Consider the following 26,847-nt stretch of genomic DNA (forward strand, 5'->3'; position numbering starts at 1 on the left):
AAAAATCAGTCAGTTGTAATATTAACAATGAATTAAATAAAGGATTTGGGAATCGAAACAATAAAAAAACCCTGCTAATGCAGGGTTTTGTGACCTCGACAGGACGAAAAAGGTCACACTTAAATAAACAAATACATATACTGTAATAGTATAATATTTATACTAGTATAGATACTGTACAAATACTTGTTTGTATTTGTTAGTTCTTGTGCTAAAGATGTTGTGCAAATGTTGTGCAAATTTTTAGGTTCAATTAATGAAAAATAAAAAATAATAAGTTATAAATCATAATCTTAGCTGACTACAAAAGCGTTCAATAATATCGAGTGGTAAGCTAAAGGCTTTACATAAATTTTTGTCAGAATATCCAATCTTGTTTTTGTAAAATTTGTTCTACTATAATAAGTTAATTTTGGTGTGTTATGTCATCATAATTAATTGTAAGTCAAGTAATTTCTTATATTTGTATATACTTAGTTTTGAATATTTATGAATAAAACATTACTTCAGCGTCCGGCAATTGAATTATTAGATGAATTTGGAGCTGGAAAACATAAGCCTGGTTCTGGTAGTGCTGCTGCTTTTGAAGGTATGTTAGCTTCCAAACTTTTGATGACTGTAATTTCTGTCACAAATAGACCTTCAATGCAATCACGTTATAAAGCAGCATTGCCAACTTTATTGAAATATTATAAAGAAATTGAAACGAAGATTTTTCCTGAACTTTATGAGTTGTTTTCTAAGGATTCTTTTGAGTTCGACAAAGCTATTAAATTAAGAGTTGCAAGGCGCAAAGAACAAGATCAAATTGAAAGAAATTTTTTGAGACGTCAAGAAATGGAGCAAATGAAAGTTGTGATTGATATTCCAATGCGGATTGCAAATCATGCTATTTCATTATGTGAGATGGCAAATTTTGTATTCGATTATGCATTTGAGGACGCAAGAGGTGATTCGCATGTTGCTTTTAGTGGAGCGGTTGCAGCCTTATCAGGTTCACTAGCAATTATAAGACTTAATCTTCTCGAGTTTGGAACTGATGATTATCGATATTGCGAAATGATAATTCAAAAACTTCAGGATTTAGACTTGACTTACACCAATTACAATGAGCTTGCAACTTCAAAGATTGCAGTTTTGCAAAGAGAATACGATGTTAAGCTTCCATTTTATTTAGAACTACATGATTTGATTGATAAATTAAAATCATATAAAAACCCTACTGAGGATCAAATTGAAAAAGGTATTTCTGACTTTCAAAAATTGATTTGGAAACATCGTAATCTAATTTGGTTGGAAAACCCACCTTTAGATTATAAAGATCTATTAGATCCTGAGCTTATTTTCAAAGATGTATTGGGGTACGACTACGTTAGTAGAGAAGAATTTGGAGTTTTGGATGAAATGGCTAATACAAAAGAAATTGCTGGACTTATCCATCAAAGTAATCGTTTGGTTGTGGTTTCAAATAAATTTCCAGTGTCTGTTCAAAGATTTACTGCAGCTCACGAATTGGCTCATGCTCTTTTTCATGAAAATGATACTTTGCATAGGGATATGCCTATGGATTTTGCCCAAAATAATAGTCATAAACCTCGAACAGAAAAAGAAGCTGATAAAGGAGCTGTGTTTATACTTATGCCTAGAAAATATGTTATTAGAGAATTTAAAGCTCGTTTTGGAACACCACCATTTGTAGTTAATGAGGATTCAGTATTTAATTTAACTAGAGGTGATGTTAGTAGTTTAAGAAAAGATGTAAAAACATCTAGGGGTTTGGCAAAAAAGCTTGCAATTTCATCATCTTACAACCATGTTTATTTTGAATCGCTTGCTGATTTTTTTAATGTTTCTATTGAAGCTATGGCAATTAGACTTGAGGAATTGGGATTGTTAAAATTTTAAGTGTATAAGAAATATTCATTCTATGTGAATTTTGCTATGGATCTTAAATTATAACTCAATCTTATTATATATTAAATAGAATTAAATCACTCAAATGAGTGGTTTTTTTGTGTAAAGAAGGTTTGTTAATGTGGTGTATTCATTCTGAAATTGTATTAATAAATTTAATTACATGATTATGAATATCACTAATTTTAGTTAGATGAAAAATCATTAAAAATGGTGATTGTAAGAAAAAGCTTTTCTAGTTAAATTGGCAATCTAAATATATTCCATAGCCAATATGCATAAGATAACAATCAAAGAACTTGTAGAATTTAAGAGAAAGACATCTGAAAAAAGCAAAAAAAATTTTTCTCTAAAATTGAAGTATAGAAAAGAGAAGGAAATAGGTTTAAGTGATAATGGTGGCGGGGATTACTGGATTATAAGCACAAGTTGTATATACAAAGCTTTTAAATACAATAGTAAAGAATTTTATGATCTTAAAATTGATGAGCTTCAATCAAAATATAAAGATATTGATGATATACGTATTAAATCTATGTATAAACGTAATATAAATATCTTAACAAGTTTTAAAGATTTTGATTTTGATGATTTGAGACCTTTAAATATTTCAAATTTTCAACCAATTCATAAAGAATCTAAAATATATATAGTAGATGAGTTTCCTTTATATATTAATCCCAATCTATTATTTAGTCACGAACGAAATGGAAAGGAAGAAATAGGTGCTTTATGGTTAATACCACAACTTGAGGGGTTTAATAAATCTGAATTGGGTATGTTTTGTGAAATGCTATATAGATTTCTTGTGAAAAATTTTTCAAATGATTATCAAATTTCAGAAGATTACTGCATCGCTATTGATACATTCAATGCCCAAACAGTAGTCTATTCTAATCTAATAAATGGTCAAATTCCTTTTCTAATTGATAAAACTTTAGATGAACTTAAAGTTGTATAGGTCATGTAAAGATTATATTAGAGATATGATTTTTGTATATTATTTTCTAAACTAAAAATGAAATTAAGATGGTTGCCATTGGTTTACGTGTTTTTTCAAATTCAAATATTATATATACAATAATAGAGCAAGATAATAATGGTAACTTTATTTATAGAACAATATCAAATTTATTTATACCTGCTTCAATGAATCAACCTGAACGGTTAAATTATGTTCGAAATACTTTGTTGGATATTGTTAATGAATATAGTGTAAATCAAGCTGTAATTAGAGTTTCAGAGGCTAATATTAAATTAAATCAAATAGCAATTGAGAGGTTTTTTGTAGAGGGTGTAGTATTGGAATCTTTAGCAGGAAGCACAGTAATAAAATCAAAAATGGGTAAAATAGCTACAATTGCTAGATTATTAAATATTAATAGAGAAGATTTTAAATTGTTAGTTGATAATACAAAGTCATTTGAGTTAATTCCTGATGAAATAAAATGGCATAAGCTTTCTAGTTATGAAAGAGAAAGTATTTTGTCTTGTCATGCCGCATTAAATATATAATAATATGTCAAATTTTTTTACTGAAACAACGCTAAATTTCAAGCAAATTAAAAAAATTGGAGGGGGAGGAGAAGGAGTTGTATATAAAGCTAGAGACCTACAGTTGGGTTCAATTATAGCAATTAAACAAGTTCCAGTAGTTAGTTTTAAAAAGCCATCACTTTTTTTTGAAGAGGCTAAAAAATTATATATAACTAAGCATCAAAACATAGTTCCTGTTAATTATAGTTGTTTAGATTCTGAAAATATATATCTTGCAATGCCTTTCTACGAAAAAGGTTCTTTAAAATCGTTAACCGATGTAAGATTTCTGACTTCAAGAGAAATAATACGATATTCATTGCAATTTTTATCTGGGTTAAACAATGTTCATGTTAAAAAGCTAGTTCATTTTGATATAAAACTTGAGAATATTTTATTGACAGATTCAAATCAAGCCGTCTTATCTGATTTTGGATTAGCCCAACATGTTTCATATTATGGTTTTGCAACAAATTTCGGAACAACTCCTGTTTTTGCACCGCCTGAATTGTTTAATCAAGCTAATCATAACTTGAAGTTTGATGTATATCAAGCTGGGATTACTTTATATCGTATGTGTTGTGGTGATAAAATTTTCAGTCATCATGTATATAACGCTCATATTAGTAGAGGAAATCATGATAATCGAAATTTTATTAAAAATCTTATATCTGGAAAATTCCCTAATCGTTCATTATATTTGCCACACATTCCTATTCAATTAAAAAAAGTGATTAATAAAGCAATGGAGGTTGATCCAAATAACAGATATTCTTCAATTATAGAAATGATGAATGATCTTAGTAAAATTTCAACGTCTAATGACTGGCAATATGAAACTGATTGGTCAGGGAATGAAAGATGGTCTAGGCCTGGATATGAAATTACTGCAACATTAAAGGGTGATATGTGGGAGTTAAATGCTCAAAAAGGCGAGAGAAGAAAAGTTAATTATTGTGTTAAAGTAAGCAATGAATCACAAAAAAATTCGTTAATTTATGCATATCTTTTGGATACTAATTGGTAATGAAGAAAGCTATTTCAACATATAAAGAGCGTAATAGAGAGGATTTTTCAAATCCATTTAATAAACTTTCACATGAAGAATTGTTGAAATTAGCTAATGTGAAAATATATAATGGTAGTTATATCATTAAACATCTGCCAAATGGTAAGATTGTGGTTCACTCTAAAAGTATAAAGCATAAGTAATGCTAATAAATAATTAAAAAGCCTTATCGTTTGATAAGGCTTTTTAATTATTCTTTCTAATAATTAGCAAAAATGTTTGAATTATACATTGAATTGGACAATAAAATCTATTGATATTATTTAAAAGTAATTTATACTATGTTTGTTGTGCAAATGTTGTGCAAATGTTGTGCAAATTTCAAAAACGAAATAAAAAAATAAGCGCAACTCGTTGATTATCAATTAGTTGCGCTTAATATTAAAGTGACCTCGACAGGATTCAAACCTGTAACCTTCTGAGCCGTAATCAGATGCGCTATTCAGTTGCGCCACGAGGCCGTTGTTTTAACGGGTGCAAATATAGAAAGAAATGTATAACATGCAAAGTAAAAAGTGAAATTTAATCAAAAAAAATGCATATGAACAGGTAGGTATGTGATATTCAGTGCCTTTTGTTAGTGTGAATTATTCTTATTCATTTTATTAACAATCCCAAGCAATTCGATCGATAAGACAGATTCTTAATTCTGAAGTCAAAAATTAATCTAATGCACGGGTGGTTACATAATAGCGCCAAGCAATAATAGCTTTTTGCCATTTTTTGGCTTTAGCTAGATCCAGTTGTTGTTTGGTAAAACTTGGTAAGAACAGCTTGTTTATTTTGGCTAAAATTTTGTACATGTTTGTATTTTGATTATGCAAATATATGAAAACAAAAAAACCGCTGTTTAGCGGTTTTTTATTTATGCTTTTTTAGTACTCAGCTTTGCTTTTTCTAACTCTTCTTTAGCTTTTTGTAGTTCTTCTTTAGCCTTCATCATTTCTTCTTTGGCTTTCATCATTTCTTCACGAGCGCGTTCCATTTCGGGTTTAGATAATTCCATTTGCATTCGTGCACGTTCCATTTCCGGACGCATTTTTTCCATGCGCTCTTTTGCTTCTTTCATTTGTATTCTAGCTCCGTTCATGGCATCTTTTCTAATCTTTTCTATTTCTACTATCGAAATAACCGTATTTCCATTTTCATCGGTAAATATAAAATCTTTAGGACCTTTTTCTCCTTTCGGGCCTTTTTCTCCTTTCCCCTTATAAACGAAAACTTGGTCCATATCTTCAAAATTCATGTCGCCAATTTTATCTTCCGCTACTTTTTCACCATTTATCCAAACTTCTTTTTTGTCACCATTTTGTTTGATAACAATTTTCTTCATGTCTGTTTTAGGTGCTTTTGGAGCTTTCGGCACTTTAGGAGCCTTTGGTGCTTTTGCAATACCATTTACTTCTGGTGCTTCAGGAGCTTCCGGCGCTTCTGGCGCTTCAAAATCGAAATCGAAATTATCTTCCCAGGCGAAGTTTTCATCATCACCATCAACAATTATTTCAACATCTTTATCATTACCATCCGAAAGTTTTAATCTACGGATATTTGCAAGCCCTTCTCTTGGTTCTCTTCCAGCCGGACCTCCAAATCCAATAGATCCTTTTCCGTTTTCATCCATTTCTTTATAAAACCGAATGGGTTGAATAGGGGAGTCGCTTTCCATATGAGAAGTGCCTTTTCTTCCATCTTTATCTTTAAATTCAACTTTTATGGCTGTGATTTCTCCGTTAGCATTTCTTTTGACTTTTGAAGTTTTTAAGGTAACGCCAAAATCATTTTTAAGCATTTCTGCATCTTTTTTGATTTCTTCATCAGATGAATTTTTATCGATTACAATGGCTATTACTTTTTTGTTTTTTTCATGTTGCTCCATTTGCGGTCCTTTTTTCTCTTGGGCATGTACTGTTACTTGAAACTGAAAAATAAAGATGGCTAATAGCGGTAGTACAATTAAATACTTCCATGAATTTCTCTTGTTTGATTGATTTTTGTTTAACATAACTATTCGTTTTTTGATTAATGATTGATAAAATGGATTTGTGATAGCAATACATTGCGATTGCATCATTACTTTTAATAAGGTTTTTTGATACGCTTTAATATCGTCGGTTTTTTGTGTGGCTACATTATCGGCAATAAATTCTAGATTTTGAGCAATTGCTTTTTTGTACAACCAAACAATTGGATTAAACCAAAAGGCGATACAGAAAATTTGAGCCAAAATCATATCTAATGAGTGTTTTTGAGCACTGTGAACCTGTTCGTGATGTAAAATATTTTCCAGCTCATGCTCTTTTAATACCGAAGAGTTGTAAACGATATAATTAAAAAATGAAAAAGGTGATTGTACTTTTTCAGTATCAATTAAGTAGAAATTACTACGTTTAATTGCCTTTGGTTTTTCAATAATTTGTTTAATGGCAAAGCAATCCATAACAAACTTGATGAAAAAAACAGCAAGTCCAATACTGTAAATACTCGCAATAAGTAAAAACCAGTTTATGGTAAATACAGGTTCATTTGCTGTTGTGTTTTCTAGTACAGCAGGAATTTGTGAATAGTCGTAATCCGAAACCGGACTTGGTTCTACCCAAATTATTTTGGTAAAAGTGATTAATGGAAATACTAATGAAGTAATAAGCCCGGTTAATAAAAACCATCTGTTCGAATTGAAAAAAGTCTCTTTTCTGAGAAAAGTAAAATACGTCAGATAAAAGATGCACATCAGTGCACTTGCTTTAAGCAAATATATTCCTAATGCTTCCATAAGCTTATTTTTTCTGTTCTATCATGTCTAATATTTCACGTAATTCTTTAGCGCTGATTTTTTCTTCTTTAGCAAAAAAGGAAATCATGCTTTTGTACGAATTGTTGAAATAATTTTCTATAGCTGTATTCATAAAACCTTTACGGTAATCTTCTTTGCTAACTAATGGATAATATTGATGTGTATTACCAAAAGCGTTATGCGACACATACCCTTTTTCTTCCAGATTTCGTATTATGGTAGAAAGCGTATTGTAATGCGGTTGGTCTTCTTTTATTTCGGCCAAAACCTCTTTTACGAATGCTTTTTGGAGCTTCCATAAAATATGCATTACTTCTTCTTCTTTGTTTGTTAACTTTTGCATGAATTTTATTTTTATGGCGTTCCTGTTAAATGAAACAGGCGGACTATTCGCTAAATCTTTTAAACCAATAATTTCTAGAGTCTCAATGTTTAATTTAAAAGGATATCGCTACAAATTTTAATTCACTGAACACTTATGATGAATAAATGCTATGTGAAGTAGTCCCTAACGCATTTTTAGAACTATCTGAAACAAACTTACAACTATAATTTTAGTTACACAACTATAAAAATAGTTAATCAACTAAAATTATAGTTTTTTTAACATTTCAAGACTAAATATAAAAAGGTAATAAGTTGATTTGTAGTGATTAACTATTTTCTTTATCTAGAAGTCTTTGCAGCCAAACACAAAGGAGTAAAGAAAATACACCTAAGCTACCCATAAAAAACCAATTGGCTTGATATCCCCAACGTCCAATTATTTCCATACCGGTTTTTGAACTTAGAATATGCGCAAGACTATAAGCCATCGTAAAAATAGCCATGTATCGCCCTTCGTGTCCTTTTGGCGCTCGGCTCATGGCAAAAGAATTTGAAAAAGGGAAGGCAAACATTTCACCAAAAGTCATAAATAACATCATAACAACAAGTATTCCAGCCCAATTGTTAATTAGCATTAAATACAAACTAATGGTCATTGCTAATAAGCCATAAGTAACTATTTTAACTTTTCCGATCTGTTTTCGCTCAACAAAACTAACAATAGGCATTTCGGAAAAGAAAATAATAAGGCCATTCATCATTAATAAGAGTCCGCTTTGAAATTCGGTTAGATTAAATTGTATTTTATGATACAGCGGAATAGTTGTAAATAATTGAAAAAACAGGATTCCTGTTGTCATACATATAAAAAGGAAAATCCAAAACGGTCCATCCGAAAAAACCGATTTACGAACAACTTCATTAATTTGCTCCGTGTGTTCAATTATTTTTTTCTTTTCTTTTACTAATAAGCCAAAAATTGTAATAGCTAACATGCAAGTTGCACCATCAACCCAAAACAAACCGCTATATCCCGAATTCATAATGATTAAACCACCTAAAGCTGGTCCGGCGGCAAATCCTAAATTAATGGCTAGTCGTACCAAGGTAAGTGCTCTTGTTCTGTTTTCGGGTTTGGCATAAACACCTAAAGAAACAAACATAGCTGGGCGAAACATATCGGCAATAACCATTAAAGAGAACATGCCAATACAAAGGCCTTCAAAACTGGTGATATATTGTAGTATAATGAATCCGATACCACTAGTGAATAAGCTAAAAATCATGATTTTATAAAAGCCTATTTTATCCGATAGTTTACCACCTAACCAGGAACCTATCATGGAACCTATACCAAAAAAAACCATTACCCATCCTACTTGACTGTATGTAAAGTTTAAATCTTCTTTAAGGTATTTGGATAAAAAAGGTAGAACCATAGTTCCGGCTCTGTTAATAAAAGTTACAAGCGTCAGTATCCAGATTTCTCGTGAAAATCCTTTGAAATTACTGATATATCTATTATAAGCTTTTATTAGCATTGTAGTAAATTGGTGTTGCAAAGGTACAAAGTAACTAGTGTATTAAGGAAGCGATTTAGGATTAACTCTGTTAAATTGTTGTGAATTTTTTTGCAGGTAAAAATGTTTATTTTTGTAGTAAAATAAGAATATGAAAAAGCTCCTTTTTGTATTATTGATTCCGGTTTTAGGCTATTCACAATGTTCTGTTGAAAATTCAAAAAAGTTTCAAGAACAATTGAATAAAGAATATGCCAATGAAACGGAAAGTCCTCTGAAAAAATCAGATTTAGAGCATTTCAAAGGGTTGGATTTTTTTGCTGTTAATGCTGCATTTTGCGTTGAGGCTAAATTGGTTAAAACGCCAAAAGCAAAACCTTTTGCCATGAAAACTTCGGGCAGCAGAACGCCTATGTATGTAAAATATGGTGAAGTTACTTTTCTTCTAAAGGGTAAAGAATGTAAACTTAACATTTACCGAAATATTGAACTGTCTAAACAAGAACAATATAAAAATCATTTGTTTTTGCCGTTCACCGATTTAACCAGTGGTGTTGAAAGTTACGGCGGTGGAAGATACATCGATTTGGAGGCTACAGAAAAAGATACAATTATAATTGATTTTAACCAGGCATACAACCCGTATTGTGCCTATAATGAACGATATTCTTGTCCGATTCCTCCAAAAGAAAACGATTTGCCAGTTGAAGTTAAAGCCGGTGTAAAAAAATTTCATGAGTAGTTAGTAATCTTATTTATGAAATTCAACCTTCACACTCATAAAGCCACAAATCAGGAAAATGTTTTGGAAATTGTCAATCAGTATCCAAATGAGTTTGATGATTCGGTAGAATTTTATTCCATAGGTATTCATCCGTGGTACATCGACACAAATAGAACTGATGACTATTTAAAGATTATTGAATCAAAACTGCTGGATAAACGATGCTTGGCTCTTGGCGAATGTGGTTTAGACAAGCGAATAAAGACAGTTATTGAAATACAAAAAGAAGTATTTCAAAAACAACTACTACTTGCAAAACAATACCAAAAACCTGTAATTTTGCATTGTGTTTCGGCTTTTCAGGAAGTAATCGAAATGAAAAAGGATTTGCAAATAGACGTTCCAATGATTATCCACGGATTTTCTAAAAATTGGCAGGTTGCAAAATCGTTATTGGATAATGGTTTTTACCTTTCTTTTGGGAAATATTTGCTTAGAAATCCTGAATTAAGTTCGGTTTTTCTTCAGGTTCCAAACAATAAATTTTTTCTTGAGACCGATACAATTGATGAATCAATATCAGCTGTTTATGATAAGGCAACTGCTGTTAAAGGAATTGATGTTGAAATTGCTGTAGAATCCAATTTCAATGAACTGTTTAAAAAAAATATCAATATTTAAAATAACCAAAATGGCAGAGTGGACAGAAAGAGCCGAATTATTATTTAAAAAAGAAGGATTAGAAAAACTTAAAAATTCTAACGTATTGGTAGTAGGAATGGGAGGAGTGGGTTCATTTGCTGCCGAATTTATTGCCAGAGCCGGGGTAGGAAAAATGACAATTGTAGATGGTGATGTTGTTGATATTACCAATATTAACCGACAGCTTCCGGCATTACATTCTACAGTTGGAGAGCCTAAAGTAAAAATTGTTGGAGACCGTTTGATGGACATCAACCCCGAATTACAATTAACTCGTGTTCAGGAATTTCTTTCGCCAGAAAGAGCTTTTGAGTTGGTTACTAACGAGTACGATTATGTTTTAGATTGTATTGATAGTATTACGCCTAAACTAAATTTAATTCTTGCTGCAAAACGTAAAAAAGTAAAAATTATTAGCAATATGGGTGCGGGCGGAAAGTTTGAAGCAAGCAAAGTATGTGTTAAAGATATAAGTAAAACAGATTATTGTCCGTTAGCAAAACAAGTTAGAAAACGATTGAAAACTGAAGGAATTTCAAGCGGTGTAAAGGTTGTGTATTCATACGAAAGACCTGATTACAGTAGTGTAAAAATGACTGACGGTTCAAACTTTAAAAAATCGTTTTACGGAACAAACAGTTGGATGCCAGCCTTGTTTGGTTTGCATGCGGCAGAAACAGTAGTAAAATATTTGTTGAAAAAATAAAAAGTCCCAATTGGGACTTTTTTTATTGTTTAACCGTAGTTGAATCTGATAGAGTAGAAGTTGCTTTTGGCTTAGTAGCTTCAGGCTTAGCTTCTTCAACTATAGGAATATAAATTTCTGTAACCCATTGCGATGGCTGACGGCTTTCTTTCACACCAACCGAATAGACTTCAATATATTTTCCAGCATGGTTTTCTTTCCAATTGTGCTTTTCTATTTCGGCGTAGGCTTTATTCCAAGCTTCTTTGCTGTGTGAATAATCGCCTTTTAAAGTTGTTTTTAAGGCAAGATAAGGATCGAATCTACCTCCTGTTACATCGCTTCCTTCCGATGTGAATATTTGTTCTTCAACAGGTAAACATACTGAGAAAGAAACAATTCCTGAAGTTTCGTCGTATTTGTGATAAATTGCAAATGGAGAACCACTAACGGTTATGTTGTTTTTTTCGGCAAACATGTTGATTTGTTTTAGTAAAACCGACATGTTGTGTGACAATGAAGTCATTTTACAGGTAAGCGATTGTTTAATATAGTTGCTTCCTGCTTTTCGAACCAAACCATCAACTTTAACCGAGTATTTACTTAATTCTGTAACAAGTTTGCTATCAATATTGTTTAATCCTTTTTCAAACATGGGAGCAAGCATTCTTTCGGCACCACCACTTAAAAAAGCAAAAGCCTTCATCATGAAATTCATTTTTCCTTTCATGCGCCAAGTTACCTTGGTTCCTTCTTTAACTTTTTGAAATCCCCAAATTATATCATTAGGTTCTCCACCTTCAAAATAAATTTTTTGAAAAATGCTGTCGTTTTCAATAAGGTTTACAGTATTCATTTTTCCGTTTCCGTCTTTACCGGTCCAAGAATACGAAGCACCTACGCCTTTGGTTTTCTCGGAAAAATTGTATTGGATGTTTGGATCTTCTTCAGCCCATGGTCCCCATTCGTTCCAGTTTTTGTAATCGTTTATGTAATTGAAAACAACAGACTGGCCAATATTGATGGTTTTGCTTCTCTGAATGTCAAAAGATCCATTTTGTGTGGCAATATATACTGAAAGTGCAATTATTAGTAAAAGCACTAATAAAAATATGTATTTTAAGATTCGCATAATTGTTGGGAAATTATGTTGGTTTTCAAATTTACAATATTATTCTTTCAAAAACATCTTAATTACGAATAAAATTCCTATAAAAGCTAAAAAGAAGAATAAAACCCAAAGACTTCCTTTGTAGTATTTTTTATGCAAAGCCAAATCTTTTCTGTAAACATAAATCATTGTTGCTACAAAAACGATTATAAAGATTAGTGCAAAGTACAGTTGACCTGTTGAAAACATAGTTTAGAAAATTTATACAAAATTAGACTTTTAAACAGACAAATTATTAATTTGACAACAAAAATAAATGGTATGCAAAAACAAATCAATTCCGTAAAAGAATTTCACGAAGCTTTCGGGTTAGGGGTGAATTTTTCACCAAAAGGCGATTTAGGTGAGCAAAAAAACATGTTGCGTTTTAACCTGATGAAAGAAGAAAACGAAGAATATTTAGAAGCTGTTCAGAATAATGATATTGTAGAAATAGCCGATGCTTTAGGCGATATGCTATACATACTGTGTGGTACTATTTTGGAGCATGGACTTCAACATAAAATTGAAGAAGTTTTCGATGAAATACAACGTAGTAATATGAGTAAATTAGGGGAAGATGGAAAACCAATTTACCGAGAAGATGGTAAAGTCATGAAAGGTCCAAATTATTTCAAACCTAATTTTGAAGAAATTTTAAGATAATTACAGTTTTAAGTCGCAGTTAACAGGGTGTCTGGAAACTGCGACTATAACTATATTTAGATTTTTACTGTCCAACCAAAGGTGTCTTCGGCTAATTTATACTGAATGTTAGTCAGTTTTTCTTTAATGTCTGCCGCAAATGTATTTTCTAACTTAGGCAATTCATAATAGGTATCTTGATAAGAGAAACCAGCAATTGGATTTACCACAGCTGCGGTTCCAGCACCGAATATTTCTTTTAAGGTACCATTTTTAGCTGCTTCTACAATTTCAGAAACCAAAACCGGACGAACATCAACATTCATTCCTTCACGTTTTGCCAGTTCAATAATACTTTTACGTGTAATTCCGTCTAAAATACGCTCGCTGGTTGGTGCAGTATATAAAGTGTCGTTAATTCTAAAAAACACATTCATAGTTCCTGCTTCCTCCAGTTTAGTATGTGTTGCGTCATCGGTCCAAATAATTTGTTGGAATCCTTTATCGTTAGCTAGTTTTGTTGGGTAAAATTGCGCCGAATAATTTCCAGCAGCTTTTGCAGCACCAATACCACCGTTTGCAGCTCTCGAATAATAATCTGCTATAATAACTTTTACTTCACCAGAGTAATATGCTCTAGCCGGAGAAAGTATTATCATGAATTTATATTGTGTACACGGCGAAGCAACAACTCCAGTTCCGGTAGCAATCATAAACGGGCGGATGTATAAGGTGTTTCCTTTTCCTTTTTTTACCCATTCTTTTTCAATTTCAAGTAATTTTTTTAAACCGCCAAGAAAAACTTCTTCGGGTACTTCGGGCATTGCCATACGTACAGCCGATTTGTTGAAGCGTTCAAAATTTTGATCCGGACGAAATAACCATACATCATCGTTTGCATCTTTGTAGGCTTTCATTCCTTCAAAAATTGCTTGCCCATAATGAAATACTTTTGCCGAAGGATCTACAGTAAATGGTTCGTAAGGTTTTATTTCTGGCTGATTCCACACACCGTTATCAAACTCGCAAACTAACATATGATCTGTAAAAACAGTTCCGAATGAAATGTTTTCAAAATCTACAGTAGAAATTTTTGATTTCGTTACAGTATTAATTTTAATGTTTTCTAGGCTTGTTAATTCCATGGGTAACAAATTATGTTGGTTGTTTAGTTGGTTGATTGTCAGTGTAAAAACTTAATTTTATAAGTCAAACAAAACAATCGGTTTCTTTGCAAATCTAATAAAAAAAAGCACTTTTAATAGTCGTTGGTAAAAAATAACAGAATCTGTCATATATCTATTAATATTTTTATGAATCCGCAAGAAATAAAACTATTTTATTGGTTTTTTGCATCGGATTTAAAAATTAGCAAAACCACTGTTGCTATTAAAAATAAATTTGTTTCTTTGGATTAATTAAAATAATGTTTGAATACGTATTATTATGAAAAAAATAGTTGTTTTGGCTAGTTTAGCCATTGTTTTTGTAGCTTGTAAGAAGAATGAAGAAGTTAAAAATGATGCTGTTGCAGAAGTAAATTACGCCGTATTTGGTGATAGTATTTCTGATGCTGAAGCTTTATCTGGAGCAGAAATGTTCGCGAAGTTTAAAGATTTAAAAGAAGGGGATACATTGCCCGTTAAGTTTAAATCGAAAATTAACGCAGTGTGCCAGAAAAAAGGATGTTGGATGTCTATGGAATTAGCTAATAATAAAGAAGCTTTTGTGAAATTTAAAGACTATGCATTTTTTGTTCCAATGAATGCTGCAAATCAAGAGGCTGTGGTTAACGGTAAAGCCTTTGTAAGTGTAGAATCTGTAGAGGAGCAAAAACATTATGCAAAAGATGCAGGTGAATCTCAAGCGGCAATCGACAGTATTACACAACCAAAAGTAACCTATTCGTTTATGGCGGATGGTGTTTTAATTAGCAAATAATGAAAAAAGTAATATTGATTTTCTTTACAGGGATTTTAGTTTTCTCATGTAATTCTAAAGAAGGTAAAGATTCTCCAAAAGAAAATACTGATAAAGACAAGCAGTTTGAGATGTATGAGATGTCGGAAATGGCATCTTTAATGGAACAAATGTATGTGGATAATCAGCGTTTAAAAGAACGAATAAAAAATGGCGATACTATTGGTCAGTTTCCGCAGCATTTTATGAAAATTCATAGTGCAGTTATGACCGATAAACAAGAAAATGATGCTTTTTTTAAAGAGCAAGCAGCTAAGTTTATCAAAGCTCAGGAATTGATTTATAAGGACCCTAAAAACGCTAAAGAACATTTTAATAATGGTGTAGATGCCTGTATTCAATGTCATGAAGTGAAATGCGGTGGTCCAATTGCAAGAATTAAAAAACTGTATATCGAATAAATTGAAACGTAAAATTATTCAAACCGAAGACGGATCTTCTTCTTTGTTAATGGAAGATTGGGGTGAAACCTATCATTCGCGTCACGGAGCAATTCAAGAAGCAAAACATGTATTTATACAAAACGGACTGTCACTTTTTAAGGAACAGTCCGTTGCTGTTTTAGAAATAGGTTTCGGAACGGGCTTAAATGCTTTTATCACCTTATTAGAAGCACCAAAGTTTAAGCTTTCTATAAATTATGTTGGAGTAGAGGCTTATCCTATTATACCCGAAGAAGTTAAGCATTTAAATTATGTATCTCAACTTCAAGCGGCAACCTTTTCTGATGCTTTTGCTTTGATGCATGATTCCAACTGGAATGAGAAAATACAAGTATCAGCCGATTTCTGTTTAACAAAAAAACAACAATACTTTAACGAGATAAGCGATAAAGAGTCTTTTAATTTGATTTACTTTGATGCGTTCGGATTTCAGTATCAACCGGAGCTGTGGACAGAAGAAATTTTTCAGAAAATGTATGACGCATTACAAGAAAATGGAATATTGGTTACTTATGCATGTAGAGGACCAATTAAAAGAGCAATGCAAGCTGTAGGTTTTACTGTAGAAAAGTTGAAAGGCCCGCCAGGAAAAAGGGAAATGTTACGAGCTAAAAAAATAATTAACATCTAAAGTGTTAAAAAACAGATAAATGAATAAATCGTTAATAAAAAATCAAATTAAAGTAAAATAATTATAAAATATTTTTATAAATTTACTAAGCGTTCTTATCAATTTAACCAACTAAATAGTTTATAGAATATGCCCAGAGCGATGTTTGCTTACACCAAATCTATTTTAGAAAGAGTAAGTTTCGACCCCAAGTTATTTTGTAAAGAATTGGAAAAAGCCGTAAAAGTATTATTGCCATATGAATTAGAGCAATTAACCGAATGGCTTTTACAGTTTACAAAAGAAAAACCCGAACTAAGACAGTGTTTAATCTACGTAAATCAATAATAAAAAGGAGCTAAAAGCTCCTTTTTTTATTTTATAATCTGTAAGTTTTTAACGAATATTGTGTAAGAAATATGTATTTAATCGAGTTTTTTTGTATTTAAACGATATTTTTTTGCTTTTTTTCTTGGTAGTGAAAAACTAATTGGTTAATTTTACTCAACGTTCTTATCACATTAACCCAAAAACTTGTTTGATTATGCCTCGTATGATTTATGATTACACCAAGTCGGTGTTGGAAAGAGTAAGTTTTGATCCTTTACTTTTTATGAAAGAACTTAAGAAAGCTTTGAAAGCTTTACTTCCGTATGAAATTGAACAACTAAAAAAATGGTTGCAGTATTTTACGGAAGAGAAGCCTCAACTTAAACCCTGCTTATCTATCATGATTGAAGCCTAACCCAAGAACTTACCAAAAACTTAACTAACTAACCAAAAATGTAGAAGGAACCAGAAATGGTTCCTTTTATTTTTTAGGTAACGGACTAATTATTTGAACATTATGAAACGCTATAGCGCCTTTAATTACTCCCGAAATGGTGCTTCGTAAGGCATCAATAATATGCATTTTTAGCTCTTTTTTCGGAAATAGTAAACTCACTTCTCTGGCGGGTTTCGGCTCTTTAAAATGACGAAGTTTTGCTTTGTCGTTATCATTTAAATCTAAAGTGTTTAAATATGGAAGCAACGTGAAACCTAATCCTTCATCTGCAAGTTTAATCAAGGTTTCAAAACTTCCACTTTCAATCTGAAAATGATTGCCTTTATTTTCCTGAACGTTTTTACATAGGTTTAAAATACCATCTCTAAAGCAATGCCCGTCTTGTAACAACAATATGTTATCCAAATCTAAATCGTCAATTTCAATTTCTGTTTTTTCGAAATTTTTGTGATTTTCCGGGAAATAACCAACAAAAGGCTCATAGTACAATACCACTTCTTTTATGGTTTCTTCTTCTAACGGTGTGGCTGCAATGGCCGCATCAAGTTGACCGTTTTTTAGACGTTTGATTATTTCTTCTGTTGTTAATTCTTCAATAATCAAATTGATTTTCGGATACTTTTTTATAAAATTATTTAAAAACATAGGTAATAATGTTGGCATTACGGTTGGAATAATTCCAATTCGAAACTCGCCTCCAAAGAAGCCTTTTTGTTGGTCTACAATGTCTTTAATTCTATCCGACTCATTTACAATGTTTCGTGCCTGAAGAACAATTTTTTCTCCAATTTCTGTTAATTGAATAGGCTTTTTACTTCTGTCAAAAATTTGCACTTCCAATTCTTCCTCAAGCTTTTGGATTTGCATACTTAAGGTTGGCTGTGTTACAAAGCATTTTTCGGCAGCTAAAGTGAAATTTTTATGTTCTGCTACTGCTAAAACATAGTATAATTGCGTTATAGTCATTGTATAAATTATTTCGATAAAAATATAAAATCTATCAATTATATTTATAATTTAGAAAGGTTAAATTTCAGATAATTTTGTCGAAGAAAATGAAATAAAAGCATTGCTAGATGAAGAAATTTAAAGATTTGTTTGGAATGAAACTAAAATTGAAATGTATTAAATAATTCATAATTTATTTTCAATCGTTTTATAACTGAAAAATAATGTCATAAATTTGACCTGATGAAGTATTTGGCAAATATCGTATTACTACTCTTTATTGCTTTTTTAGCAACACCAACTGTGGTTAGCTTAATAAAAAGCGATACAGATACTTCTGTGGTTTATAGTTTTTCGGAAGAAGAAATTCAAAAAGAAATAAAAGAAATACCTGCAACCTTGGAAAATATACTTCAAATTCCAGTAGAAGTTGCATTACCTAAAACAACACGAATAGCTACAAATTATCTTATGAAACACAATAGTGTTTTTGAAGAAATTTTCTCTCCACCGCCCGAAACGGTATAATACAACTGTTCTTTTTAATTAGTCCAGCAATTTTTGTTGGACATACATTGTATTATATTTTATCGGATTATGACAAAAAAAACAAATATTTTTGGTCACCTGAAATCAGATTTTTCATCTGGTTTAGTGGTCTTTCTAGTGGCATTACCTTTGTGTTTAGGGATTGCTATGGCTTCTGGCGCTCCATTATTTTCAGGAATTATTGCCGGAATTGTTGGTGGAATTGTAGTAGGGTATTTCAGTAAATCGCATGTTAGTGTTTCTGGTCCTGCAGCAGGATTAACAGCAATCGTGCTTACTGCAATTACCGATTTTGGAGCATTTAACATTTTTCTCTTGGCAGTTCTTCTTGCCGGAGTTATTCAATTAGCATTGGGATTTCTTAAAGCAGGTAGTATTTCTAACTACTTTCCAAATAATGTTATTGAAGGAATGTTAGCGGGTATTGGTATCATTATTATTTTAAAACAATTGCCTCATGCTGTAGGATATGATAGCGATTTTGAAGGCGATCAGGCTTTTTTACAAACCGACGGAAATAACACGTTAACTTCTTTGTTAGGTTCATTGGATTATTTTCAGCTTGGTGCTGTTATCATAACACTTGTTTCTTTGGCAATATTAATCGCATGGGATAGATTTCCAATTTTTAAAAAGGTGAAATTAATTCCGGGAGCTTTAGTCGCTGTAACGGTTGGTGTTTTAATGAATGAATTGTTTATCATGACAGGAAGTTCACTAGCTATTAGAAGCGAACATTTGGTTTCATTGCCAGTTCCACAATCGTTTGATGAATTTAAAAGCATTTTCATGTTGCCTGATTTTGCTTCCATTTCCAATTCTAAAGTATGGATTGTTGCGGTAACCATTGCTGTAGTTGCTTCAATTGAAACGTTATTGTGTATTGAAGCTGCCGATAAGTTGGATGTCCATAAACGCTATACCGATACGAATAACGAACTTAAAGCGCAAGGTATTGGGAATATAGTTAGTTCTTTATTGGGCGGTTTACCAATGACTTCTGTAGTAGTTCGTACATCAGCAAATGTGAATGCGGGTGCTCAATCAAAATTATCAGCTATTACGCACGGTGTATTGTTGCTTATTAGTGTTTTGGCTATACCATCAATACTTAATAAAATTCCGTTAGCAACTTTAGCGGCAGTTCTATTATTGGTCGGATATAAATTAGCAAAACCTGCAACCTTTATGCATTTTTGGAAAAAAGGAAAGTATCAGTTTGCCCCTTTTATATTTACTTTATTAGCGGTCGTTTTTCTCGATTTATTAAAAGGAGTAGCACTCGGAATGATAATCAGTGTTTTCTTTGTGTTACGAGGAAATTTAAAGCGTGCATACTATTTTAGAAAGGAAGAATATGAAGATGGTGACAGCATTCATATTGATTTGGCTCAAGAGGTTTCCTTTTTGAATAAAGCTGCAATCAAACTTACACTGAATAATTTACCAGAAGATTCAAAAGTTGTTATTAATGCATCCGATACCGTATATATTGCTCACGATGTTTTGGATTTGATAAAAGAATTTAAAACGGTTAATGCTGTTGAAAAGAACATTGAAGTAACTTTGGTCGGTTTTAAAGAAGAATATGAATTGGAAAATTCTGCAAACGACGGAAATAATGTTTTTTTAGAACACAATGTATTAGGGAGTTACAGGGATAAGTTCGTGGCATCACACGAAAAAGTAATCGAAGATTTAAAAAATTAAAATAAATTCAAAAATTAATGATGTAAATTCGTATTCGAAATAGAAATTTGCATCTGTAAAATTAAATAGTATGGCAAAAAGTGATTTTTACAAAAAGATTTTAGACAACAATAAGAAGTGGGTTGAAGAGAAATTAACAATCGACAAAGATTATTTTAATGATTTAGCCAAAGGGCAACAACCACCATTATTATGGATTGGATGTTCGGACAGTAGAGTTCCTGCAAACGAGATTATCGGTGCTGCGCCGGGTGAAGTTTTTGTTCACAGAAACATTGCTAATATGGTTGTGCATACCGATATGAATATGTTGAGTGTTTTGGATTATGCCGTTAATGCCTTAAAAATAAAGCATATTATTGTTTGTGGACATTACGGTTGTGGTGGTGTTAAGGCTGCTTTAGGGAATGATTCTATCGGAATTATAGATAATTGGATCAGACATATTAAAGATGTATACAGACACCATAAAACGTATTTAGATTCGATTTTAGATGAAACCGAACGATTCAACAAGTTTGTGGAATTGAATGTGAAAGAACAAGTATTCGATTTAGCGAAAACATCTATTGTTCAAAATGCATGGAAAAACGGGCAAGAATTGAGTTTACACGGATGGGTGTATGGTTTGAATTCGGGTTATGTAACCGATTTGAATGTTAATATCGATTCGAATGATCAGTTAGACGATGTTTACCAATTGAAATTCTAAATAAAAAAATCCGCTGAAAAGCGGATTTTTTTTATTCTGTATCTAAGTTTTCATTAAAAGCCGAGGGTAATAACTGCGGTATAAATTTTACTAAAATTGGCAGTAAGAGTCCTCCGCCAGGTAATAAAAAAATAGTAAGCGATGGAATGGTTTTACAAATATCCAACAGTTGCTTCTTGATTTTCTTTTTCTCTTTATCCGATAAATCTCTTTTTGTTGAATACGCAATGAGTTTCATCAATTCGGCACTTTCCGAAATTTCTTTTGCAAGTCTGTTTTTATTACGCGATAATAACACTTGAACGTTTTGAGTAGTCTGATCGTAAAAATGTTTTACCGGATTAGAGTATTTAAAATACGGAATCTCATCTTTATACTTATGAATAAAATCATCAATCGATTCAATACTCTGTACTGCATATCCTCGGTCGATTTCAAGAATATCAGACAACTTGTATAGAAAATCACTTTCTTTTTGCTCCAAATTATTATCGCTCCAAATAGCCATACCTGCCATATCAAGCAAATAATTTTTTTCGAGATTTGAAGCAAAATACTCTAATTCAAGCATTTCAATGTTTTCAGCATTTATTTCCGAAAACTTGGTATAACGTACAGACGATTCAAATAACTTAATCAGTAAATCATCGTAATCAGATTTTAAGGTCTTGGTTTTTAAAGCCAGAGAAACAATACTAATAATTGTTTCTTCTAATTTCTTCAAATAACTTACCGGTATTTCTTTATGCAATAAATATTGTCTGAATGCTAAAACATCCATAAAAAGCAGTGCATTGGTAAGGATATGAGAAAAGTTTTTGCTTATTATATTGTTGTTCGTCTGAACGCGTTCGTCAATCATTTCTTCCAAACGATGACTAGTAGTAGCTTCGGGAAGCATCTTCTTTAACAGATTAAATCCTTCGGGGTTCATCTGCTTGTAAAAACCGTTGGCCTTATCGATAAAGTCCTTTGGATTTCCATCGTGCGTAATTAATCCAAAAACACCATACAGTGTATTAAGTAGGGCAACTTTGGTGATTTCTTGTGTGGTCCAACCTTTGGTGTTAATAGGATGGTTAACATCGAATTCAACTGTGTGACCGTAAATAAAACCAGTGTTTCTTACATTCAGATAAAATTCTTTCGAATAAATAACAACAGGCAAGGGCAGAGGTTGTTGCTCTGCAAAAAACTTGTCAATCCATCCGTTTGTAGAAGGGTTAATCATTTACAATCTTTATTTTGCAAAACTATTATTTTAAATAATTACGTCAAAGGCAATTCCCTTTTTTTAAAATGCTAAGGCCTAGATTTAATATTTGCGTTACAAAGCGCTATTATTTCTTCGATTCTTTTTTGTCTAGTTTCGATTCGCTTTGCTTGATTTAGCCAATATAAATAACTTTTTCTGTAGGTGAAGCTAAAATTGGTATAATTGGTTTGTGCAACGGGATTGGTATCGAAAGCTTTTTGTAAATCATCTGGAATTACTAAATTTTCAACATGATCTAAGGAAGTCCACGAGCCGTTTTGTTTGGCTATTTCTATTTTAGCCAAACCGCTTTCATGCATTAAATTCTCTGCAATAAGTTTTTCGATATACGTTTTGTTGAGTTTACTCCAAACACTTTTGTCTTTTCTGGGCGTAAATGTCTGTTTTCGCCTATGTTCGTCCACTTTTCTAACTGTTGAATCAATCCAGCCATAACAAAGCGCAACCTGAACAGCTTCTTCCCAACGCATGCTTTCATTTTCGTGAGAAACCTTATAGAAAATTAAATCTACTCCTGAACAGGAATCGTGATTTTTGTGAAGCCATTGTCTCCATTCTGAAGCATTTTTGAAATAGAGAAGCTCTTTTTCTTTCATTAATTATTTAATAATTGCAGCACAAGCTACACGACCTCCAGCATTCCCTGTTGGTTGTGTTGTAAAATCATCTTGTCCTTTATGTACAATGATCGCTTTGCCAATAACATCTTTAGTTTCATCTCCACAACCAATACACCATTCGTCTGTGGTTAATGTTATTTTTCCGTTTCCATCTTTATCAGCAGTAAAATTTCCAATATCGCCTTTATGGTGTTCTCCTTGTCCCCAACGTCCATGTTTTTTAAATGTCGGATTCCAGTGCCCTCCTGAAGAGGTTGCATCTGCTGCAGAACAGTCTGCTTTTTCATGAATATGAATGGCGTGAACACCTGGTGTTAAACCCGAAATATTTGCTGTAAATGTAACTTTTCCGTCTTTTTCTGTAAATGTAGCAGTACCGGTTGTAGCAGTGCCACTTTTGGATTCTAAATTGATTTTAAGTTCATTTTTAATTGCATTTGAACTTTTACAAGCAAAAATGATTAAAACTGTTGCAATGCTGATATAGACTAAATTTTTCATAAAAAACGATTTTATTCAAAGTTATACAGAATTTACTTATGAGCCTACTTTTTTAAACTTTTATTAGGAATGGTTTTTATTGAATGATAAGTTTAATGGTCTTATTACTGTTGTCTTTTTCTATTTTTAAAAGGTAAGCCGAAGGTGCTAAATTTGTAGCGAATTGATTATCAGAAAAATTAGTTTTGTTATAAACTAATCGTCCATTAACATCATACAAGCTAATAGCATCTAAAGTGACATTTGTGTTAAATTGAATTGTTGATTTGGACGGATTTTGAATTGTGATATAATCTAAATCAAAATGGTTAGTTGCTAAAGTTGTACAATTACTTGACACTGAATTTACGTCTTCCAATATTCCAATAGGAGATAAATTTTTACCTACGAAGCCAGGAAAGGTTGATGGATATTTTTCAGCTTTAAAGAATGAATTACTACTAGGTGTAGAAAACTGGTTGTAATAGGTAGTTGAACCTGAAACAGTAGGTCCTGTTGGATTTGTATATGACCAAAGAAGTGTACCGGATTTTGTCATTTCTGAAACACGTCCAATAATAGCCTCACTAATAATCATGTTTCCATTAGGTTGAGCTTGTGTACCAGACTGTCTTCCCTGACTTAGGGTAATTCCCAAAATATCGCCACCCCATGACCAATCGTAGGTTTGAGGATTGTATACTGAGTTTGTTTGGGTGTAATTTCCGCTGTTGATTTCCGGTTGTATTAATACTGCAGTACTATAGGTTTGTGTAGAGCTTGGATCGCCGTTATTGAAAACAGAAATTTTTCCAGAATCTAGATAACCACTTTCAACCCACATTGGATTGTGTTGCATGAATAACATTCTATCGGATTCAGTTCCTTGTCGGTATACCTGTGGATTTCCCCAACGCCATAAAAAATCACCCCCTTTATTTGAAGTACCTCCCGAATGTCCGGCAGCTTCAAGAGTTGTTGTACTATGATCGATAATGTATATTTCACTCAAATGTCTTGCGGAAATTAAAATTTGATCTAAAGTAGCATTGTAATCAATCCCATTGAAATGTATATAATCGGTGGGATTTCCATAATTAAAGTTTAAGTCTAATAATTCTGGATGATCTTGTACAACACCATAATTTAATTTTGTAGCATCAAAATCTTGTATTAAATGGTCGTAAAATTTCCATTCCCATACAATAGCTGCATTATTACTACCAATTGGTTGAAGTTCAATAATTTTTTCAAGTTTTGTATTACCTGAGGTTAAAGCAGGATTTTTTCCGGCTGCTGTCATTAATGCAGCACTATAAACATCTGAAACAATGCATAAAATATTACCATTCGGCAGAGGTGTTATATCATGATGCTGCTGAATTCCGTTTGCCGTAGTTCCATAAGTCCAAACAACATTATTATTCCAATCTTTTATTTCAATATTGTCCTTTCCAGCTCTAAGTAAATTTCCATTATTCAATAGATAACATGTTGCACCAGGCGCTTCAGTAAAAGTCCACTGATTAACTTTTTCACCACAAGGATCAATTAAAAAAACATCATTGTTGATTAAAGGAGAAAATAGTACATATCCATCTGAAACAGATGAATCATGATATTGTAAACCAATTGTTGGAGTTTGTGCGTTACTTGCTGTGAAAACAAGTAGTATAATTAGATTGCGTAATTTTATTTTCATACATGAATTGTTGATTATCCAAATATAAAAAAACAATCTTTTAAAATGGTAATTTGTTGGTTTACTATTATTTAAATAAAAAAAACCGTTACACTTTTAAGTAATAACGGTTTTTTAAACAAACTAAACCAAAATTTATTGCAATCGATTAAAAGCAATAAGCGTTCTCTGCAACTAATTTTGAAGCGATAGTTTCACGTAGCGCAACTACATTAGGCATATTTGTATATTTTGTAAAACGACGTAATCCCATTAACATCATACGTTGTTCATCACCTTCCGCAAAAGAAACAATTCCTTCTTTTCCTTTTTGAGCGATAGTGTCAACAGCATGGTATAAGTACAATTGCGCCATTGCGATTTGCTCTTTTACATTAGCTTCACCTTTCGATTTCACTAATTTTTCAGTTCTTAAAATTGCAGATTCAGCCATGTAAATTTCGATTAACATATCAGAAGCAGCCATTAACAACTGTTGATGTGCTTCTAAATCCGGACCGTATTTTTGAACTGCTGAACCGGCTACCATTAAGAATGCTTTTTTCAGTTTTCCGATTAACTCTTTTTCTTCAGCGAATAATTCAGAATAATCCGGAGTGTCGAACGATGGAATTCCCATTAATTCTTCAGCAACTTTCATCGCAGGACCTAATAAATCCACGTGACCTTTCATTGCTTTTTTAATTAACATTCCGACAGAAAGCATACGGTTGATTTCGTTAGTACCTTCGTAAATACGAGCGATACGTGCATCTCTCCAAGCCGATTCCATTGGGGTATCTTCAGAGAATCCCATACCACCAAAGATTTGGATTCCTTCATCGGAACAGTTTTGAATATCTTCAGAAACCGCTACTTTCAAGATAGAACACTCGATGGCAAATTCTTCCACACCTTTTAATTCCGCTTCTTGGTGTGAATTTCCTTCCGCAACACGAGCATTGATTCTTTCTTCGATACTACCACCAGCACGGTACGAAGCACTTTCTCCAGCATAAGCCGAAGCAGCCATTTCTGCTAATTTAGAACGAATTGCTCCGAAGTTTGCAATTGGCGTATTGAACTGCATTCTTTCGTTTGCATATTTTACAGCTCCCGAAATGGTTCTTCTTTGCGCGTCCAAACAAGCAGCAGCCAATTTGATACGACCTACGTTTAAGGCGTTCATAGCAATTTTGAAACCTTCACCACGACCTGCTAACATGTTTTCTGCAGGTACTACTGTGTCACTGAAGAAAACCTGACGGGTAGAAGAGGAGCGAATTCCCAATTTGTGTTCTTCCTCACCTAAAGTGATTCCGTTTGGATTGGCAGCATCATATTCTACAATGAAACCGGTAATGTTTTTATCGTCTTCGATTCTTGCGAAAACAATCATTAAATGACAGAAACCAGCGTTTGAAATCCACATTTTCTGTCCGTTGATTTTGTATGTTTTGCCATCGGCAGAAAGTTCAGCTTTTGTTTTTCCTGAATTAGCATCAGAACCTGCTCCCGGCTCTGTTAAACAGTACGAACCAAACCATTCTCCAGAGGCTAATTTCGGAACGTATTTTTTCTTTTGCTCTTCAGTACCATACAACGTAATTGGCATAGTACCAATTCCAGTGTGAGCACCAAAAGCTGTTGAGAAAGAACCTGTTGCTCCAGAGATGTAGTCGCATGTTAACATCGTGTTTACGAAGCCCATACCTAATCCACCGTATTCTTCAGGAACCGCTACACCTAAGAAACCAAGTTCTCCGGCTTTGCGCATACATTCTTCAGTGTAGGCGTAATCTTTTTTCTCAAATTTATCTTTATGAGCCCATAATTCTTTGTCTACGAATTCTTTAACAGAATCACGCATCATAATTTGCTCTTCGTTGAAATCTTCTGGTGTGAAGATGTTTTCACTTTTTGTTTCTTTTACAAGGAATTGACCTCCTCTTGTGATATCGCTCATAACTTATGTTTTATAGTTGGTG

Annotated in this window: 30 protein-coding genes and 1 tRNA gene; 17 read left to right on the top strand and 14 right to left on the bottom strand. The window is 32.5% G+C overall.

Annotated elements, in window-relative coordinates:
- Window positions 1–489 precede the first annotated feature (489 nt).
- From ACZ1JT_RS11320 to ACZ1JT_RS11340, 5 genes are all read left to right on the top strand, one after another.
- Window positions 490–1,905 (top strand): cyclodeaminase/cyclohydrolase family protein, encoded by a 1,416-nt coding sequence (locus ACZ1JT_RS11320; protein WP_465093938.1) that lies wholly within the window; start codon window positions 490–492, stop codon window positions 1,903–1,905.
- Window positions 1,906–2,188: 283 nt separating this feature from the next.
- Entirely contained in the window at window positions 2,189–2,875 is a 687-nt protein-coding gene (locus ACZ1JT_RS11325) for a hypothetical protein (protein WP_465093939.1), read from the top strand.
- Window positions 2,876–2,943: 68 nt separating this feature from the next.
- Window positions 2,944–3,429, top strand: coding sequence for a hypothetical protein (locus tag ACZ1JT_RS11330; protein WP_465093940.1), 486 nt, complete (start codon window positions 2,944–2,946; stop codon window positions 3,427–3,429).
- A 4-nt stretch (window positions 3,430–3,433) separates the two neighbouring features.
- Window positions 3,434–4,477: a serine/threonine-protein kinase gene (locus ACZ1JT_RS11335; protein ID WP_465093941.1), complete on the top strand. Its 1,044-nt coding sequence runs from the start codon at window positions 3,434–3,436 to the stop codon at window positions 4,475–4,477.
- Window positions 4,477–4,662, top strand: a complete 186-nt coding sequence (locus ACZ1JT_RS11340) for a hypothetical protein (RefSeq protein WP_465093942.1) — start codon at window positions 4,477–4,479, stop codon at window positions 4,660–4,662. The genes ACZ1JT_RS11335 and ACZ1JT_RS11340 overlap by 1 nt, the downstream gene beginning before the upstream one ends.
- Before the next feature lie 244 nt (window positions 4,663–4,906).
- Here ACZ1JT_RS11340 and ACZ1JT_RS11345 read toward each other — a convergent pair.
- The 5 genes from ACZ1JT_RS11345 to ACZ1JT_RS11365 form a co-directional block, all read right to left on the bottom strand.
- A tRNA-Arg gene (locus ACZ1JT_RS11345) sits at window positions 4,907–4,980 on the bottom strand.
- A 201-nt stretch (window positions 4,981–5,181) separates the two neighbouring features.
- Window positions 5,182–5,322: an SsrA-binding protein gene (locus tag ACZ1JT_RS11350; RefSeq protein WP_465093943.1), complete on the bottom strand. Its 141-nt coding sequence runs from the start codon at window positions 5,320–5,322 to the stop codon at window positions 5,182–5,184.
- Between the two features lie 62 nt (window positions 5,323–5,384).
- Window positions 5,385–7,289 carry a M56 family metallopeptidase gene (locus ACZ1JT_RS11355; protein ID WP_465093944.1) on the bottom strand — a complete coding sequence of 635 codons (1,905 nt, stop codon included), beginning with the start codon at window positions 7,287–7,289 and terminating at the stop codon, window positions 5,385–5,387.
- A 4-nt stretch (window positions 7,290–7,293) separates the two neighbouring features.
- Window positions 7,294–7,653, bottom strand: coding sequence for a BlaI/MecI/CopY family transcriptional regulator (locus ACZ1JT_RS11360; RefSeq protein ID WP_465093945.1), 360 nt, complete (start codon window positions 7,651–7,653; stop codon window positions 7,294–7,296).
- A 310-nt stretch (window positions 7,654–7,963) separates the two neighbouring features.
- Window positions 7,964–9,178 carry an MDR family MFS transporter gene (locus ACZ1JT_RS11365; protein WP_465093946.1) on the bottom strand — a complete coding sequence of 405 codons (1,215 nt, stop codon included), beginning with the start codon at window positions 9,176–9,178 and terminating at the stop codon, window positions 7,964–7,966.
- Window positions 9,179–9,308: 130 nt separating this feature from the next.
- On the opposite strand from ACZ1JT_RS11365, the gene ACZ1JT_RS11370 reads away from it, so the two are divergent.
- Genes ACZ1JT_RS11370 through ACZ1JT_RS11380 form a run of 3 tightly spaced genes read left to right on the top strand, consistent with a single transcriptional unit; the run spans window position 9,309 to window position 11,289 of the window.
- Window positions 9,309–9,899: a DUF1684 domain-containing protein gene (locus tag ACZ1JT_RS11370; protein ID WP_465093947.1), complete on the top strand. Its 591-nt coding sequence runs from the start codon at window positions 9,309–9,311 to the stop codon at window positions 9,897–9,899.
- A 15-nt stretch (window positions 9,900–9,914) separates the two neighbouring features.
- Window positions 9,915–10,562 (top strand): TatD family hydrolase, encoded by a 648-nt coding sequence (locus ACZ1JT_RS11375; RefSeq protein WP_465093948.1) that lies wholly within the window; start codon window positions 9,915–9,917, stop codon window positions 10,560–10,562.
- A 10-nt stretch (window positions 10,563–10,572) separates the two neighbouring features.
- Window positions 10,573–11,289, top strand: a complete 717-nt coding sequence (locus ACZ1JT_RS11380; RefSeq protein WP_465093949.1) for a tRNA threonylcarbamoyladenosine dehydratase — start codon at window positions 10,573–10,575, stop codon at window positions 11,287–11,289.
- A gap of 22 nt (window positions 11,290–11,311) precedes the next feature.
- Here ACZ1JT_RS11380 and ACZ1JT_RS11385 read toward each other — a convergent pair whose 3' ends face one another.
- Window positions 11,312–12,400, bottom strand: a complete 1,089-nt coding sequence (locus ACZ1JT_RS11385) for an SRPBCC family protein (RefSeq protein WP_465093950.1) — start codon at window positions 12,398–12,400, stop codon at window positions 11,312–11,314.
- 39 nt (window positions 12,401–12,439) lie between these two features.
- Window positions 12,440–12,628 (bottom strand): hypothetical protein, encoded by a 189-nt coding sequence (locus ACZ1JT_RS11390; protein WP_465093951.1) that lies wholly within the window; start codon window positions 12,626–12,628, stop codon window positions 12,440–12,442.
- 72 nt (window positions 12,629–12,700) lie between these two features.
- Between ACZ1JT_RS11390 and ACZ1JT_RS11395 the strand changes: the two genes are divergently transcribed.
- Window positions 12,701–13,084: a pyrophosphohydrolase domain-containing protein gene (locus tag ACZ1JT_RS11395; RefSeq protein ID WP_465093952.1), complete on the top strand. Its 384-nt coding sequence runs from the start codon at window positions 12,701–12,703 to the stop codon at window positions 13,082–13,084.
- A gap of 56 nt (window positions 13,085–13,140) precedes the next feature.
- On the opposite strand, the gene ACZ1JT_RS11400 is transcribed toward ACZ1JT_RS11395, so the two are convergent.
- Window positions 13,141–14,208, bottom strand: a complete 1,068-nt coding sequence (locus ACZ1JT_RS11400; protein ID WP_465093953.1) for a branched-chain amino acid aminotransferase — start codon at window positions 14,206–14,208, stop codon at window positions 13,141–13,143.
- 301 nt (window positions 14,209–14,509) lie between these two features.
- Between ACZ1JT_RS11400 and ACZ1JT_RS11405 the strand changes: the two genes are divergently transcribed.
- The 5 genes from ACZ1JT_RS11405 (at window position 14,510) to ACZ1JT_RS11425 (ending at window position 16,841) form a co-directional block, all read left to right on the top strand.
- Window positions 14,510–15,004, top strand: coding sequence for a DUF4920 domain-containing protein (locus ACZ1JT_RS11405; protein WP_465093954.1), 495 nt, complete (start codon window positions 14,510–14,512; stop codon window positions 15,002–15,004).
- The gene (locus tag ACZ1JT_RS11410; RefSeq protein ID WP_465093955.1) at window positions 15,004–15,444 is read left to right on the top strand and encodes a hypothetical protein; all 441 of its coding nucleotides are present in this window, start codon (window positions 15,004–15,006) and stop codon (window positions 15,442–15,444) included. Before ACZ1JT_RS11405 ends, ACZ1JT_RS11410 begins: the two co-directional genes overlap by 1 nt.
- Window position 15,445: 1 nt before the next feature.
- Window positions 15,446–16,117, top strand: a complete 672-nt coding sequence (mnmC2, locus tag ACZ1JT_RS11415) for a tRNA (5-methylaminomethyl-2-thiouridine)(34)-methyltransferase MnmC2 (RefSeq protein ID WP_465093956.1) — start codon at window positions 15,446–15,448, stop codon at window positions 16,115–16,117.
- A 129-nt stretch (window positions 16,118–16,246) separates the two neighbouring features.
- Window positions 16,247–16,444: a hypothetical protein gene (locus tag ACZ1JT_RS11420; protein ID WP_465093957.1), complete on the top strand. Its 198-nt coding sequence runs from the start codon at window positions 16,247–16,249 to the stop codon at window positions 16,442–16,444.
- 196 nt (window positions 16,445–16,640) lie between these two features.
- Window positions 16,641–16,841, top strand: coding sequence for a hypothetical protein (locus ACZ1JT_RS11425; protein WP_465093958.1), 201 nt, complete (start codon window positions 16,641–16,643; stop codon window positions 16,839–16,841).
- Between the two features lie 66 nt (window positions 16,842–16,907).
- On the opposite strand, the gene ACZ1JT_RS11430 is transcribed toward ACZ1JT_RS11425, so the two are convergent.
- Window positions 16,908–17,849: a LysR family transcriptional regulator gene (locus ACZ1JT_RS11430; RefSeq protein WP_465093959.1), complete on the bottom strand. Its 942-nt coding sequence runs from the start codon at window positions 17,847–17,849 to the stop codon at window positions 16,908–16,910.
- 225 nt (window positions 17,850–18,074) lie between these two features.
- On the opposite strand from ACZ1JT_RS11430, the gene ACZ1JT_RS11435 reads away from it, so the two are divergent.
- From ACZ1JT_RS11435 to can, 3 genes are all read left to right on the top strand, one after another.
- Entirely contained in the window at window positions 18,075–18,359 is a 285-nt protein-coding gene (locus ACZ1JT_RS11435; protein ID WP_465093960.1) for a hypothetical protein, read from the top strand.
- Window positions 18,360–18,428: 69 nt separating this feature from the next.
- Window positions 18,429–20,090 (top strand): SulP family inorganic anion transporter, encoded by a 1,662-nt coding sequence (locus tag ACZ1JT_RS11440; protein WP_465093961.1) that lies wholly within the window; start codon window positions 18,429–18,431, stop codon window positions 20,088–20,090.
- 70 nt (window positions 20,091–20,160) lie between these two features.
- On the top strand, window positions 20,161–20,802 hold the full coding sequence (gene can, locus ACZ1JT_RS11445; protein WP_465093962.1) for a carbonate dehydratase: 642 nt from the start codon (window positions 20,161–20,163) through the stop codon (window positions 20,800–20,802).
- Between the two features lie 31 nt (window positions 20,803–20,833).
- Here can and ACZ1JT_RS11450 read toward each other — a convergent pair whose 3' ends face one another.
- From ACZ1JT_RS11450 to ACZ1JT_RS11470, 5 genes are all read right to left on the bottom strand, one after another.
- Window positions 20,834–22,033 carry an LETM1-related biofilm-associated protein gene (locus ACZ1JT_RS11450; protein WP_465093963.1) on the bottom strand — a complete coding sequence of 400 codons (1,200 nt, stop codon included), beginning with the start codon at window positions 22,031–22,033 and terminating at the stop codon, window positions 20,834–20,836.
- Window positions 22,034–22,104: 71 nt separating this feature from the next.
- Entirely contained in the window at window positions 22,105–22,674 is a 570-nt protein-coding gene (locus tag ACZ1JT_RS11455; RefSeq protein ID WP_465093964.1) for a YdeI/OmpD-associated family protein, read from the bottom strand.
- Between the two features lie 3 nt (window positions 22,675–22,677).
- Window positions 22,678–23,199 carry a superoxide dismutase family protein gene (locus ACZ1JT_RS11460; protein WP_465093965.1) on the bottom strand — a complete coding sequence of 174 codons (522 nt, stop codon included), beginning with the start codon at window positions 23,197–23,199 and terminating at the stop codon, window positions 22,678–22,680.
- A 76-nt stretch (window positions 23,200–23,275) separates the two neighbouring features.
- On the bottom strand, window positions 23,276–24,880 hold the full coding sequence (locus ACZ1JT_RS11465) for an aryl-sulfate sulfotransferase (protein ID WP_465093966.1): 1,605 nt from the start codon (window positions 24,878–24,880) through the stop codon (window positions 23,276–23,278).
- Between the two features lie 148 nt (window positions 24,881–25,028).
- Window positions 25,029–26,825 (bottom strand): acyl-CoA dehydrogenase family protein, encoded by a 1,797-nt coding sequence (locus ACZ1JT_RS11470; RefSeq protein WP_465093967.1) that lies wholly within the window; start codon window positions 26,823–26,825, stop codon window positions 25,029–25,031.
- Between the last annotated feature and the right edge of the window lie 22 nt (window positions 26,826–26,847).

The sequence above is a fragment of the Flavobacterium sp. IC2-16 genome, from assembly GCF_055521455.1.

Excerpts from the sequence above, each read along its gene's own strand:
- ACZ1JT_RS11320 (WP_465093938.1), top strand. The coding sequence starts at position 490 with ATGAATAAAACATTACTTCAGCGTCCGGCAATTGAATTATTAGATGAA.
- ACZ1JT_RS11325 (WP_465093939.1), top strand. The coding sequence starts at position 2,189 with ATGCATAAGATAACAATCAAAGAACTTGTAGAATTTAAGAGAAAGACA.
- ACZ1JT_RS11330 (WP_465093940.1), top strand. The coding sequence starts at position 2,944 with ATGGTTGCCATTGGTTTACGTGTTTTTTCAAATTCAAATATTATATAT.
- ACZ1JT_RS11335 (WP_465093941.1), top strand. The coding sequence starts at position 3,434 with ATGTCAAATTTTTTTACTGAAACAACGCTAAATTTCAAGCAAATTAAA.
- ACZ1JT_RS11340 (WP_465093942.1), top strand. The coding sequence starts at position 4,477 with ATGAAGAAAGCTATTTCAACATATAAAGAGCGTAATAGAGAGGATTTT.
- ACZ1JT_RS11350 (WP_465093943.1), bottom strand. The coding sequence starts at position 5,322 with ATGTACAAAATTTTAGCCAAAATAAACAAGCTGTTCTTACCAAGTTTT.
- ACZ1JT_RS11355 (WP_465093944.1), bottom strand. The coding sequence starts at position 7,289 with ATGGAAGCATTAGGAATATATTTGCTTAAAGCAAGTGCACTGATGTGC.
- ACZ1JT_RS11360 (WP_465093945.1), bottom strand. The coding sequence starts at position 7,653 with ATGCAAAAGTTAACAAACAAAGAAGAAGAAGTAATGCATATTTTATGG.
- ACZ1JT_RS11365 (WP_465093946.1), bottom strand. The coding sequence starts at position 9,178 with ATGCTAATAAAAGCTTATAATAGATATATCAGTAATTTCAAAGGATTT.
- ACZ1JT_RS11370 (WP_465093947.1), top strand. The coding sequence starts at position 9,309 with ATGAAAAAGCTCCTTTTTGTATTATTGATTCCGGTTTTAGGCTATTCA.
- ACZ1JT_RS11375 (WP_465093948.1), top strand. The coding sequence starts at position 9,915 with ATGAAATTCAACCTTCACACTCATAAAGCCACAAATCAGGAAAATGTT.
- ACZ1JT_RS11380 (WP_465093949.1), top strand. The coding sequence starts at position 10,573 with ATGGCAGAGTGGACAGAAAGAGCCGAATTATTATTTAAAAAAGAAGGA.
- ACZ1JT_RS11385 (WP_465093950.1), bottom strand. The coding sequence starts at position 12,400 with ATGCGAATCTTAAAATACATATTTTTATTAGTGCTTTTACTAATAATT.
- ACZ1JT_RS11390 (WP_465093951.1), bottom strand. The coding sequence starts at position 12,628 with ATGTTTTCAACAGGTCAACTGTACTTTGCACTAATCTTTATAATCGTT.
- ACZ1JT_RS11395 (WP_465093952.1), top strand. The coding sequence starts at position 12,701 with ATGCAAAAACAAATCAATTCCGTAAAAGAATTTCACGAAGCTTTCGGG.
- ACZ1JT_RS11400 (WP_465093953.1), bottom strand. The coding sequence starts at position 14,208 with ATGGAATTAACAAGCCTAGAAAACATTAAAATTAATACTGTAACGAAA.
- ACZ1JT_RS11405 (WP_465093954.1), top strand. The coding sequence starts at position 14,510 with ATGAAAAAAATAGTTGTTTTGGCTAGTTTAGCCATTGTTTTTGTAGCT.
- ACZ1JT_RS11410 (WP_465093955.1), top strand. The coding sequence starts at position 15,004 with ATGAAAAAAGTAATATTGATTTTCTTTACAGGGATTTTAGTTTTCTCA.
- ACZ1JT_RS11420 (WP_465093957.1), top strand. The coding sequence starts at position 16,247 with ATGCCCAGAGCGATGTTTGCTTACACCAAATCTATTTTAGAAAGAGTA.
- ACZ1JT_RS11425 (WP_465093958.1), top strand. The coding sequence starts at position 16,641 with ATGCCTCGTATGATTTATGATTACACCAAGTCGGTGTTGGAAAGAGTA.
- ACZ1JT_RS11430 (WP_465093959.1), bottom strand. The coding sequence starts at position 17,849 with ATGACTATAACGCAATTATACTATGTTTTAGCAGTAGCAGAACATAAA.
- ACZ1JT_RS11435 (WP_465093960.1), top strand. The coding sequence starts at position 18,075 with ATGAAGTATTTGGCAAATATCGTATTACTACTCTTTATTGCTTTTTTA.
- ACZ1JT_RS11440 (WP_465093961.1), top strand. The coding sequence starts at position 18,429 with ATGACAAAAAAAACAAATATTTTTGGTCACCTGAAATCAGATTTTTCA.
- can (WP_465093962.1), top strand. The coding sequence starts at position 20,161 with ATGGCAAAAAGTGATTTTTACAAAAAGATTTTAGACAACAATAAGAAG.
- ACZ1JT_RS11450 (WP_465093963.1), bottom strand. The coding sequence starts at position 22,033 with ATGATTAACCCTTCTACAAACGGATGGATTGACAAGTTTTTTGCAGAG.
- ACZ1JT_RS11455 (WP_465093964.1), bottom strand. The coding sequence starts at position 22,674 with ATGAAAGAAAAAGAGCTTCTCTATTTCAAAAATGCTTCAGAATGGAGA.
- ACZ1JT_RS11460 (WP_465093965.1), bottom strand. The coding sequence starts at position 23,199 with ATGAAAAATTTAGTCTATATCAGCATTGCAACAGTTTTAATCATTTTT.
- ACZ1JT_RS11465 (WP_465093966.1), bottom strand. The coding sequence starts at position 24,880 with ATGAAAATAAAATTACGCAATCTAATTATACTACTTGTTTTCACAGCA.
- ACZ1JT_RS11470 (WP_465093967.1), bottom strand. The coding sequence starts at position 26,825 with ATGAGCGATATCACAAGAGGAGGTCAATTCCTTGTAAAAGAAACAAAA.